The 12087-nt window shown below is 64.1% G+C and carries 10 protein-coding genes and 1 pseudogene; 3 read left to right on the plus strand and 8 right to left on the minus strand.

Annotation, left to right across the window (positions count from 1 at the left end; all coding sequences use genetic code 11):
- Positions 1-67: 67 nt before the first annotated feature.
- The 7 genes and pseudogenes from PG899_RS22720 to PG899_RS22750 form a co-directional block, all read right to left on the minus strand.
- Positions 68-949 (minus strand): annotated as a pseudogene (locus PG899_RS22720) (winged helix-turn-helix domain-containing protein); the annotation flags it as partial.
- A 301-nt stretch (positions 950-1250) separates the two neighbouring features.
- Complete coding sequence (gene menE / locus PG899_RS22725) at positions 1251-2657, minus strand: o-succinylbenzoate--CoA ligase (protein ID WP_077096670.1); 1407 nt, start codon at positions 2655-2657, stop codon at positions 1251-1253.
- A 10-nt stretch (positions 2658-2667) separates the two neighbouring features.
- Positions 2668-3597, minus strand: coding sequence for an o-succinylbenzoate synthase (gene menC / locus PG899_RS22730; protein ID WP_077096669.1), 930 nt, complete (start codon positions 3595-3597; stop codon positions 2668-2670).
- The gene (gene menB / locus PG899_RS22735; protein ID WP_077096668.1) at positions 3597-4457 is read right to left on the minus strand and encodes a 1,4-dihydroxy-2-naphthoyl-CoA synthase; all 861 of its coding nucleotides are present in this window, start codon (positions 4455-4457) and stop codon (positions 3597-3599) included. Before menB ends, menC begins: the two co-directional genes overlap by 1 nt.
- Positions 4450-5220, minus strand: a complete 771-nt coding sequence (gene menH / locus PG899_RS22740) for a 2-succinyl-6-hydroxy-2,4-cyclohexadiene-1-carboxylate synthase (protein ID WP_190283844.1) — start codon at positions 5218-5220, stop codon at positions 4450-4452. Before menH ends, menB begins: the two co-directional genes overlap by 8 nt.
- Positions 5210-6940, minus strand: coding sequence for a 2-succinyl-5-enolpyruvyl-6-hydroxy-3-cyclohexene-1-carboxylic-acid synthase (gene menD, locus PG899_RS22745; protein ID WP_077096666.1), 1731 nt, complete (start codon positions 6938-6940; stop codon positions 5210-5212). Before menD ends, menH begins: the two co-directional genes overlap by 11 nt.
- Before the next feature lie 34 nt (positions 6941-6974).
- Positions 6975-8321 (minus strand): isochorismate synthase, encoded by a 1347-nt coding sequence (locus tag PG899_RS22750; protein WP_077096665.1) that lies wholly within the window; start codon positions 8319-8321, stop codon positions 6975-6977.
- 207 nt (positions 8322-8528) lie between these two features.
- Between PG899_RS22750 and PG899_RS22755 the strand changes: the two genes are divergently transcribed.
- Positions 8529-9434, plus strand: coding sequence for a 1,4-dihydroxy-2-naphthoate polyprenyltransferase (locus PG899_RS22755; RefSeq protein ID WP_043118361.1), 906 nt, complete (start codon positions 8529-8531; stop codon positions 9432-9434).
- Between the two features lie 106 nt (positions 9435-9540).
- Complete coding sequence (locus PG899_RS22760; protein ID WP_029304506.1) at positions 9541-9756, plus strand: DUF6500 family protein; 216 nt, start codon at positions 9541-9543, stop codon at positions 9754-9756.
- Between the two features lie 79 nt (positions 9757-9835).
- On the opposite strand, the gene PG899_RS22765 is transcribed toward PG899_RS22760, so the two are convergent.
- Positions 9836-11233: a PepSY-associated TM helix domain-containing protein gene (locus PG899_RS22765; protein WP_077096663.1), complete on the minus strand. Its 1398-nt coding sequence runs from the start codon at positions 11231-11233 to the stop codon at positions 9836-9838.
- A gap of 273 nt (positions 11234-11506) precedes the next feature.
- On the opposite strand from PG899_RS22765, the gene PG899_RS22770 reads away from it, so the two are divergent.
- Positions 11507-11902, plus strand: coding sequence for a hypothetical protein (locus tag PG899_RS22770; RefSeq protein ID WP_077096662.1), 396 nt, complete (start codon positions 11507-11509; stop codon positions 11900-11902).
- Positions 11903-12087: the final 185 nt, after the last annotated feature.

A 12087-nucleotide genomic window follows, 5' to 3' on the forward strand; every position in this document is an offset into this window, starting at 1 on the left:
GCAAAGTAAAATGGAGGGTTTTCTTGCCGCCAAGGATCTGATGGCGCAGGGGATCAAGATCTGATCAAGAGACAGCCACCCAGTTGTCCGGTGCCTGACAACTGCTGTGGTATCTGACGGTCGTGTCAGCATTATGGTAATAGTTGTGGGATACATTTTTCCCCTGCTGCGCCATGGTCGTGATCACACACTGCAGCTCTTCGGCGATAGGGTGACCATTGCGCAACATGAATATATTTTCCGACAATTGCTGGCTTTTATTGTCGATCGAGAAATAACTGATGGCCTCTTTGCCGACCAGAATGGAAACCTGTTCGTCAGCATAATGAGGAATGCGTTTTATCGGCGGCAACAGGGCGTCAATTTTCAATTTCAGCGCATTTTCCGTATCGCTGGTCATATAAAGCGAGACATGGCTGAGATTGATGGTCCGCAAGGTGTTGGCGGTGGCATAGCTATATATCACCACTGCCAGCGAGGTGAGTGATACCAGCAGCAGCAGCAACAACACGATACGCTTTGGGCTGAAATACCTGTCATATTTGCGACGTGTATATTGGCGGCGGATCTGGGGCGCATTGGCTGGTGCCATCTGATTATCCGCGGGCACGGCCGATTCTTCTGTCTCGCCGACGACCTCGATAGGGGCACAAAAGATATATCCCACTCGTGGAATGGTATCGATCGCATCCATCAAACCGAATGATTCCAGCTTTCTTCTCAATGAGAGGATCTGCCGGTTCAGGTTGGTATCGGTATTGTCCTGGTTTGGCCACAAGGCATCTTGCAGTTTGCTTCTTGGAATGACACTGCCTGCCTCATCACACAGCATTTCGAGCAGCTCGGCTTCTTTGTTGCTGAGCTTGATGTCCTTTTCTCCCTTAGAGAGTCGGAATATTGCCGCGGAGAAAAATATCTCCTCTGCAATTTTATAATTTTTGTTACTCATGTGTGACTCGCCTTACTGCCAAGGAGAGCATTTTACCACCATGCAGTCTTTGTTCAAATAATGCAAAATTGACAATGTCTTTAACTATCAAACGGTTACCTTTCCATTGAAATGCATGATGGCGGATATGGTACTACAGGTAATTAATTCAGTTCAAAAAACGTGCAAAAAAATAGCCATTTATGTAATCGTTCTCACTTACTTGGGCCTGTGAGGAAGATTTTGACACCGCCAGCATTTTCTTTCGAATAATGTGCGTATTTGGATGACTCCTGCATGCCAGGTCCTGTCGCAGGAGTGATTATTGCGCCTTAAGAATATTCTGATATTGCTTGCGCTGCGGCTTGAGGTGACCGCCCAGATCGGGCCAGGGGTGCCACTGGTCCGGCACCATGAAACCGGGCAGAACCTGCCGGATCCAGGCCGCCAGCTCGGCAGGGGACACAGATTCGCCATGCCAGTCGATGAAGGCGGCCGGGCGCTGCCCCCACTCATCGCTCGGTACCGGCACCACCAGCGCCTGCGCCACGGCGGGGTGATCCACCAGTCGCTGCTCTATTGTCTCGGGCTGGATATTCTCGCCCCCGGAGATGAAGAGGTTGTCGAGCCGCCCCTCCACCACCAGTTCGCCATCCGCGGTGAAATGCCCCTTGTCGCGGGTGTGGAACCAGCCTGCCTCATCGAGCAGCCGCTCCAGCTCGCCAGCTTTGAAATAGCCTGCAAACAGGGTGTCACCGCGTACGCAGATCTCCCCCTGCTGGATGCAGACCTCCCGTCCCGGCAGCGCCTTGCCTACCACGCCGGCGGTGGACGGCCGACCGGTGCAGACCTGGCTGCCCATCTCGGAGAGGCCGTAACTCACCTTGGGCTCCAGCCCCATGGCGCTCAGCCGGTTCACCAGGGGCTGGGGAATGGCGGCGCCGCCGAGCAGCAACTCGCGCAGCCGGGTACGGGCGGGGTCAAAGCCCTCCGCTAGCAGTCGCCAGAGCTGGGTCGGCACCAGGGAGAGATGGGTGATGGGTTGCTGCTCGAGCCGCTCCCTGAGCGGGCGGCTGCGATCGTCCAGCACCAGGGCTGCACCCGCCAGAAAGACCCGGAACAGGATGGCGTAACCGCCGACATGAAACAGCGGCAGGGAGAGCAGCCAGCCGCACTCGGCGTCGAGCGGGAGCACGGCGGCCGAGCCCCGCGCCGAGGCCAGATGATTGGCCAGCCGGTGTACCACGGCCTTGGGCGTGCCGCTGGAGCCCGAGGTGAGGATCATGTTGTTGAGCCGGGCTGGATCCAGCATGCAGTCGCCCTCGTCCACCGCCAGCTCATGGGTGAAGTCGAGCCGCAGTGGCTGCCAGTTGCCGGCCGGGATCTCGCCTGCCGACCAGCAGGCCCTGACGGCGAGCAGGGCCGCCAGCTCGGCTTGCCGCGCCAATGGAAAGGCAGGGTTGAGCGGGCAGAAGACGATGCCGCTGCGCACGCAGGCCCAGGCCAGCAACAGGTCGGGCAGGGCGCCGCGCACCACGGCGGCGAGGCGATCACCGGCCTGCAGGCCCGCCTGCCCCAGCTGCTGGCATAGGCCGTTGAGTCTGGCATCCAGCTGTTGGTAGCTGAGCGGGGCGGCGGCGTGAATGGCGATGCGGTCCGGGGCGGACCTCGCCCAGTGACGCACCGGGCAGGGTTGCAGAGGGTGGTGATGGTCAGATAGCGGTGGCATGCAGGCCCCTTCAGTCACGGTGAAACAGGGGCTCCAGCAGGCTCAGGTCGGGTTTGCCGGTCGCGTCCAGCAGATCGGCGGCCAGCCAGCGTTTGGTATCCAGGCCGGGGGCCTGATCCGGCGCCCATTCGCCCGCCAGATGGAACAGCTGGTTCAGGCCGAGGCCGGATTCGAAGCAGGAGGAGACGATCACCTTGAGGCGCAGCTCGCGAGCGCGGGCGACCAGTGCCTCGCAGTGGGCCAGGGAGCCGAGCAGGGTGGGCTTGAGCACCAGGGCGCGCAGCTGGGGGATGGGCTCCCACGGCTTACCTTGGGCCAGCAGTTCGTCGATGGCCACCGGCATGCCGGTGCGATTGGCCACGAAGGCGATGTCGGCAAAGTCGGCGCAGGGGTCTTCCAGGTACTCGATCCGGTTTGGATCCAGATGGCCGCAGAAGGCCCAGGCCTCCTCGCGGGTCCAGCCCTGGTTGGCGTCCAGCACCAGCTTGAGGGTAGGGATGCGGTCGCACAGCAGGCGGATCAGCGCCAGCTCGTCGCGCATGGGGTAACGGGCCACTTTCAGCTTGGCCTTGCTGGGGGTCTTGTGCAGCCAGTTCTTCCAGTGCTTGAGCAGCTCCTGGGGGGAACCCTGGATAAGCGGATAAGGCTCCGGCAGCGGGGTGGTCTGGGCAGGCCAGCAGCGGCGGGCGCAGTCCAGCCCGAATTGCACCGAAGGAAGCTGCGGGGCGATCTCCTGCCCCGCAGCCATCCGTTCCAGACAGGCGATGGCTTCGGCTTGCGCCTCGGCCAGGCTCTCGCGGGAGAAGCCCGGCAGGGGGGCGATTTCCCCCCAGCCGTCGTCAACGCGGACCAGCAGGCCCTCTCGCGCCACCTCCACCTTGCCGTGAAAGGTCAGGGGCTGGGTAAAAGGCAGTTGGTAGCGATAGAGAGCGAGTGTCATCAGGGATTCCGCTTGTATTTGGAGAAGTCGGGACGGCGTTTCTCGTTGAACGCGTTGCGCCCTTCCTGACCCTCTTCGGTCATGTAGAACAGCATGGTGGCATTCCCCGCCAGCTCCTGCAAGCCGGCCTGGCCGTCGCAGTCGGCGTTGAGGGCGGCCTTCAGGCAGCGCAGCGCCATCGGGCTGTTCTGCAGCATCTCGCGGCACCAGCGCACGGTTTCACGCTCCAGCTCCGCCAGCGGCACGACGGTGTTGACCAGCCCCATGTCGAGGGCTTGCTTGGCATCGTACATACGGCACAGGAACCAGATCTCGCGGGCCTTCTTCTGGCCGACGATGCGCGCCATGTAGGAGGCACCCCAGCCGCCGTCGAAGGAGCCCACTTTCGGACCGGTCTGGCCAAACTGGGCGTTGTCGGCGGCGATGGTCAGATCGCACATCATGTGCAGCACGTGGCCGCCACCGACCGCGTAGCCGGCCACCATGGCAACGACCGGTTTCGGGCAGGTGCGGATGTCGCGCTGGAAGTCGAGCACGTTGAGGTGATGAGTCCCCTCGTCATCGCGATAGCCACCGTAGTCGCCACGGATCTTCTGGTCACCGCCGGCACAGAAGGCCTTCTCGCCAAAGCCGGTCAGGATGATGGTGCCGACCTGATCGTCGTAGCGGGCATCGGCCAGCGCCTGCAGCATCTCTTTGACGGTGCGGGGGCGGAAGGCGTTGCGTACCTGGGGGCGGTTGATGGTGATCTTGGCAATGCCATCGTCGGACTTGTGATAGAGGATATCCTCGTAATCGGCGGAGCAATCACGCCACTCGACGGGGGCATAGAGTTCCGCTTCAGTCATTGCTTCAATCATGACGCTTCTCTTCTTGTTGTTGGTTGACCCACTCCGCGAGGAGCCGGGCAAAAGTCTCAGGCTGGTGGGCATGCAGATTGTGGCCGCCATCCAGCTCCAAGTGGTTGATTTTGCGATGCTGACTCGCCATGAGGCAAGCCAGCTGATGGAATTTGTGATCCCGCTTGCCGCTCACGTAGGTGACCTGCAGCGCACCTTGCGCCAGCCAGGGGGCGAGATCCGGCTGCTGGCCCAGAGAGGTGGCGCGCAGCATGGCGGCCACGGCCTTGCCGTCGTTGCCGAGGCGGCGGGCGATCTGACGGGCACGGGCATCCTCGCCCAGATCGGCGAACACCCCCTGCCGATACCAGTCGGCCAATACGGCCGCCAGGGGCTCCTGCTCGAAGCGCCGGGCCCAGCCTTCATCGTGGGCGAGGCGGGCGGGCCGCTCTGCCGGTGGCAGGCCGGGGTGGCAACTTTCCAGCAGCAGGGCCTGCAACCCCACCGGCGCCTGGCTGGCGTGATAGAGGGCGAGTCGCCCCCCCAGCGAATAGCCCGCCAACAGGTAGCGACCGATGTCGCGCGAGGCCAGCTCGTCGTACAGCCAGCGATGGGCCTGCTCGAACCCCGCAACCCGCACTGCCTGGTTGCTGCCATGGCCCGGCAGATCCAGCGCCAGGCTGGGGAGGTCGGCCAGGGCCGCCTGCACGGGTTGCCAGTCGTAGACATCGCCGAGCAGGCCGTGCAGCAGCACCAGCGTAGGTTGATCGGCACTAGCTGCCACGGATCGCGCTTCCCAGTGCCTTCAGATCCTCGGCGACTTCGCTGCTGGGGACCTTGATTTCAATCAGCGTTACCCCCTTTTCCAGCGCGGCGGCGTAATCCCGTTCAAAGTCGGCGAGGCTGGCCGGCGCCCGGTAGTGGAGGCCGAACATGGCGGCGGCGTGTTCGAAGTGCAGGCCGTGGGGCAGGCAGTAGTAAGTCTCCAGCAGCGCGTCCTGGGTCGGCACCGGTAGCATGCGAAAGATGCTGCCGCCATCGTTGTTGAGCAGGATCACCACCAGCGGTCGGCTCGCTTTGCCAAGCAGCGCCAGGCTGTTGAGGTCGTGCAGGGCGCTGAGATCGCCGAGCAGCAGGGTGGTGGGCTCATTGCTGCCCGGCTGGACCGATTGCGCGAAGCCGTAGGCGGTGGCGATGAGGCCGTCGATGCCGGAGGCGCCGCGGTTGGTCATCACCCGGCTGGGGCCTTTGCCCGCCTCGCCGAGCATGTCCATCAGCCGGGCCGGCATGCTGTTGCCGACAAACAGCTGGCCTTTGATCAGCTGGTTCAGACGGTGGCACACCCCGAGCTCGGAGAAACGTTCGCAGGCGCTGCGCACCTGCTGGCTGACGGCCTGCTGGCGCTCCGCCAGCCGGTGCCAGGGCAGGTGCGGGTGCGCCACCGGATGGGCGGCGGCAAAGGCGGCGGGTTCGCACAGCAGGCGGCGGCGCAGCCGGTAGTCCGGGTCGAGCCGGGCTGGCTGCGGGTCGATGAGCCAGTATGCCTGCCAGGGCTGCTGCTTGATGAACTGGCCGAGCCGCTTGGAAATGAGGCGGGCACCGAATTGCAGCAGCACCTCGGCCCGGGCCAGTTCGGCCACGAAGCCGCTGTGTTGCAGGGCGAGATCGGCGTGCACCAGGTTGCGACCATCGAAGCGCAGCTGGCTCTGCAGATCTGCCAGCAGAGGCCAGCCGAGCCGCTCGGCCAGGGCGGCGACCGCCTTGGCCTGGACCGGATCCTGAATGCGGCCGGCGACGATGAGGCCGCGCTTGCCCTGCAGCTCGTCCCAGTCGGGCTGACACGGGCAGGGGGCCTGCGCCAGTTGCCAGGGGCTCCAGGGCTCGGACGAGCGGAGCCAGTCACCGAGGGGGGCCAGGTAGGCGGAGAAGTCCAGATAGGCGTCGCCCGGATAGAGGGGCTCCGGGTACATGCAGTTGAAGTGCACGGGCCCCGGTGTGCGCGCCTGCTGGGCCAGCGCCTGATCCACCGAGCTCAGCACGAAGGCGGCCGGAATGGTGGCGGTGGGGCTCGGCAGGTTCTGCTGATAGACGGGGTAGCGGCCGAAGATCCCCTGCTGGTCGATGGCCTGGTTGGCGCCGTTGTCGATGAGTTCGGGCGGCCTGTCGGCAGAGAGAATGATGAGCGGCACGCCGGTGAGTTGCGCCTCGGCCACCGCCGGCCAGAGGTTGGCCACCGCGGTACCCGAGGTCATGATCACCGCGACCGGGCGGCCGCTGCCCTTGGCCAGCCCCAGTGCCATGAAGCCGAGGCCGCGTTCGTCAAAGTGCAGATGGCGGCGAAAGCCGGGGTGGGCGGCGGCTGCCATGGTGAGCGGTGCCGAGCGCGAGCCGGAGGCCAGCGCGATGTCGCGCACGCCGAGGCGAAAGAGCTCCTCCAGCAAGAGGGAAGACCAGACGTGGTTGAAGGTGGCATGGTGGCTGGCAAACTCTTGGCGCGCGGACATGAGGCTCTCGCAGTGAGGAAACGATGAGAAAACGCTATCCCAGCAGGGAGAGCACGTTGGCGATCTTGTTGTCGAGTTCGGCCCACTCGGCGGCAGGCTCGGAACCCGCGACGATACCGGCGCCGGCAAACAGGGTGATGGCCTGCGCCGTGATGCGGGCGCTGCGGATGGCGACCGAGAACTCCGAGGTCTCCCGGCTCAGCATGCCGCAGGCGCCGGCATACCAGCCGCGGTCATAGGGCTCGCGTTCGCGGATGAAGGCCAGCGCCGCCTCGCGCGGGGCACCGCCCACCGCAGGGGTGGGGTGCAGCGCCTCCAGCAGTTGCCAGTCGCAGACGCCGGGCTTGAGCTCGGCCTCGATGTCGCACTTGAGGTGCTGCAGCAGCCGCAGTTTGAGAATGCGCGGCTCGGTCAGGGTGGCATCTGTGGTGAGCGGCGCCAGCCGGCTGAGGATGTCGGCGTGTACCAGCCGGTTTTCCAGCCGGTTCTTGCTGTCGGCCAGCAGCTCGGCGGCCAGTGCGGCGTCGGTTGCCTCGTCGCCGGAGCGGCGTATGGTGCCCGCCAGCGCCTCGGTGAAGAGGTGCTGATGTTCACGGCGATAGAGCCGCTCGGGGGAGCAGGCGATAAAGCTCTGCTCGGGCGAAAACTGGAAGCCGAAGTGAAAGCAGTCCTGACCGTGCTGTGCCCAGCTGGCCAGCAGCGACCAGGGGGCGACGGCCTGCGGGTCGGCTGTGAGCGTCGCACCGTCATGGGTGAGCCGGCTCTGGCGCGACAGCACCACCTTGGGGGTGTGAGCCTGGAAGTCGGGGGCGGTGACCTGCTCGACCAGGGTCTGCCACTGCGGCTGGCTCGGGCAATCTTCCCGCTGCCATGAATGACGGATCTGCGGCGGCAGAGGGGCTTCCGGCCGAAGGGCGTCGAGGGCGGCGGCGGCGGCCTGCAGTTCGGCCTCGAAGGCGTCGCTGCAGGTCTGCTCCGGCAACCAGAGGTTGAGGCAGAGGGTGACGCACTCGCCACGGCGCACCAGCTCGATGCGGGGCAGCACGAAGCGGCAGGGGCCGAACCCCTGCCAGCCGGGCTGGGTGGGGTCGAACGCCAGTCCGCCATAGTAGCGGGGGCTGTCGTCATGGGGCTGGCTGGTCTGTTCGCAGACCTGGCGGATCGCCTGGGGCTCGGTCAGCTCGCGCAGGCAGCCCAGCGCCACGTATTCGGGGCGGTCGTGTCCTCTGGCATGCCAATAGATACGGGGATAGAGGGTCTGCGCCGCGAGCCAGCCCAGAAAGGAGCCGACCTCGATTGCCACGCGCAGCCGCACGAAGCCGCTGGCATTGCCGTGACGCAGGGCGTCCAGTTGTTGCTTGATATGGGTCTGAGCCAACATGGATTTCGTCTATGAGCCGATAGTGACGGTCCATCCTGCAGAAGGATGCCGTTGGTTTATGCCAAAGGAGCGATTATTCCTATATATTATCTGCCCATTCGTCCATGTAAATCGCCCGGGGAGCTACCTCCCGAGGGGCCAAGTATACCGAAATCCGGTTCGATAACCCTTAACACGATCAATATCTGATTGTTTGGCCATCACAATATGACAAATACCTTATCTATTTGGTTGCTGGCGGCGCGTTTGCGAACGTTGCCGCTGGCGTGCTCCTCCATTTTGCTGGGTTCCGGGCTTGCGGCCAGCCGCGGCGCCTTCGACGGTACCATCATGGCGCTCTCCCTGCTGACCGCCATTCTGCTGCAGATCCTCTCCAATCTGGCCAACGATTATGGGGATGCGGTATCCGGGGCGGACAATGGCGAACGGATCGGCCCCCAGCGCGCCGTGGTCTCCGGCCTCATCACCCGCCGGCAGATGTGCGTGGCCATGGCGCTGACCGCGCTGGCCGCAGTAGTCAGCGGCCTCGCCCTGCTGGGCTGCGCTTTTGGCGATCAGTGGCTGCAGATCCTCACCTTCGTGCTGCTCGGCGGCGCCGCCATCGTCGCCGCTATCACCTACACGGTGGGCAAGACTCCTTACGGCTATCGCGGCTTCGGCGACATCTCGGTGTTCCTGTTCTTCGGCCTGCTGGGGGTGCTTGGCTCCTACTACCTGTTCACCAAGACCCTGCAGTGGGATCTGCTGCTGCCGGCCACCGCCTGCGGCCTGCTGGCCACCGCGGTGCTCAACATCAACAACGTGCGCGACATCGAGACCGACTCGGTGAGCGGCAAGATCACCCTGGCGGTGCGGCTCGGTCGCAACCGGGCCATCGCCTACCACTGGGTACTGCTGGGGGCGGCGTTGCTGACCACCATCGCCTTCCTGCTGACCCAGCCTGCCAGTTTCTGGCCCTGGATCTTCCTGCCGGCCATGAAGCCGCTCACCGATGCCGCCAAGACCCTGCGCCAGAGTTTCGATGGCGAGGTGCTGACCGGCGCGCTCAAGAAGACCGCCATCAGCGCCTTCCTGTTCAGCCTGCTGCTCTCCATCGGGCTGGCGCTCTCCTGACTGGGTGTCATGTGATCGGCAAGGCAAAAGGGCTCCCGGACGGGGGCCCTTTTTGTTGGTTGGGGTATGCTGGCCGCCCAATCACTCATCAGGCCGGAACGCCGCCATGCGCGACTCGCTCAAACAGAAAATCATTCAGGTGTGCCATCAGAAAATCGCGCAGAAGGGGGAGACGGTCGGCGTCTCCTTCTATGCGTTTTTTGCCAACCGTAACGATGACCCCGAGTTGCTGATGGAGGCGGCGACCTGGTGGATCCAGACCCAGCGCCTCGATCACTTCGAGAAGGCGAGGAAGATCCTCCAACTGGTGGAGCAAGCGTAAAGGCGCGCTGAAACCAGGAGGGCTCCCGTGTGGGAGCCCTCCTTGGGTGGCAGCTTGGTGCGGCGCACGGCGCCGGTGACTAGCTGACCCGTGCCAGCCGGGGCGTCCGACGGCGGGCGAAGAGCAGGCTGTCCAGCAGCCAGATCACCAGCATGGAGCCGCCCACCAGCGGGAAGCAGATACCGAGCAGGATCAGCAGGGCAATGGCGCCGCGCATGGGGGGCAGGCTGGCCGGCAAGGGCGGGGCGGCGAGGCGACCACTGGGGCGGCGGCCCCACCAGATCCAGAGCCCGCTCACCGAGCTCAGCAACACCAGCAGGCAGATGAGCAGCATGGCCAGCTGGTGCGGCCAGCCGTAGAGCTTGCCCATGTGCAGCATGACGCCGGTTTCCACCGTCTTGGCGACCGGACCGTAGTCTTGCCAGCGCACGTCGGCCAGCACCTTGCCGCTGTATTGATCGATGTGCAGGGTGGCATCGTTGCGCGGATCATCGGCCGAGATGGCGATGGTGTAGACGCCGCTCGCACCGGCCGGTGGCGTGATGCTGTAGCCCGGCGTGACCTGGCGCGCAGCGGCGATCTCCACCACCTGTTGCAGCGGGATGCGGTGCTCCGCCATCACCATGCCATCGTGCTCGCCGCCGTGACCCATGGCGCTGTGGTCGTGGGCCTTGGGCTCGGCCGAGCTGGGGATGGGGGTGTTCTCGACCGCCCAGGGGACTGTCTGTTGATGGGCATGGTTGAGGCTGCGTGCCAGGGGGGCCGACTTGGGTACCTCGTTCCACATGGCGGCCGGGAAGCGGTTCCAGACGGCGGCAAACTGATCGCCCCAGAAGCCGGTCCAGGTCATGCCGCTCAAGAGCAGCAGCAGCAGGAAACCGGCCCCCCAGAAACCGACCACGGCGTGCAGGTCGCGCCACCAGAGCCGCCCGCGCTGGCTCCAGCGCGGCCACAGGATGCCGCCGACTCCTGGCCCCTTGCGTGGCCACCAGAGATAGAGCCCGCTGATGAGCAGCACTATGCCCCAGCCGGCGGCCAGCTCGATCAGCCGATCCCCTATGGTACCGAGCAGCAGATCGGCGTGCAGGGCGCGCGCCACTGCCTGCAGATTCCACTTGTTGTCCAGGGTGCCGAGCAGGGCGCCGCTGGCGGGATCGAGGAACAGGGTCAGCTCGCTACCGCCCTGGCGGACGATGAACTGGGCGCTGGCCTCCGGGCTGACCGGTGGCAGGTACTTGCTCAGGCTGGCGTTTGGCATCGCCACCATCGCCTTGACCAGCAGCTGATCGGCACTGAGTGGCTGGCTGACGGGGGCGACCTTCATCAGCTCGGGATACATCAGGTTGTCGAGCTGGGGCTTGAACAGATAGACGATCCCGCTCAGCGAGAGCAGGATCAGGAAGGGGGCGACGAAGAGACCCGCATAGAAGTGCCAGCGCCAGATGCGCTGATAGTGGTTCGCGTCCCGATTTTTCATCTCTGTTCCTTGCGCCGTGAGTTAACGTTTCAGTTGGTGGAATGTTGGTGGCGGCGCGGATGATAGCAGCAACGTTTTGTTAACTGCAACAGAACATGGCGGCTGGTCGATGTGGCGGGCAAGGCCGTGCTGAACAGGCCGCCAGTGGGTCAGCCGGTGACGCAATCCCTTCAGGCTCGCGCCAGGTAGAATGGACTTTTTGCAGAGAAATCCTTACCTTGTTGCAACATAAAAGGGTGCTTGCGCGACGAAAATCCAGGGAAGGAGGCAGACGTGAAGTTGCAACCACACGGCCATTTCGAGATGCAGCGACGCGGTCAGGTGCTGATCTGCCGACCGAGCGGCCCTTTCAATCTGGCAGGGGCCATGGCCTATGAGGCTCAGTTCAGCCAGCAGATCGCCAGCCTGCGCGACGCGCCCTGGGGTATTGTCGAAGTAGCGACCGAGTTCGAGGCGGCGGGCCCCGAGGTGCTGGCCCGCTTTCGCCGCCAGTTCGGCTGGTGTGCCAGCAACGGCTGCGCTTTTCTGGCGGTGGTGCTGGCGGGCAGCTTCAAGCAGTATCTGGCGGATCAGGTGTTCGGCGGTTTGCCGTTTCAGGGCGTCCGCTACTTCGAGCAGACAGACGAGGCGCTGCAGTGGCTGGAACGGCAACTGGCCGGGCTGGTCTGACGGCCCATCATCGCGGAAGTGCGATCGAGCGCTCGGTCATCGGTCAGTTGAGCTTGATAAACCACTTGTCCCGCTCGTCGACGCAGTCGGGCTCGCCCATTTCAAATTGGGTATACGGATTTAATGGTTGATGGGGCACCTTCACCCCATCAATCTGATACCACCCTCAGATGGTTGATAGATCG

It is taken from the genome of Aeromonas sp. QDB39, from assembly GCF_027707585.1.
GTDB lineage: Bacteria > Pseudomonadota > Gammaproteobacteria > Enterobacterales > Aeromonadaceae > Aeromonas > Aeromonas hydrophila.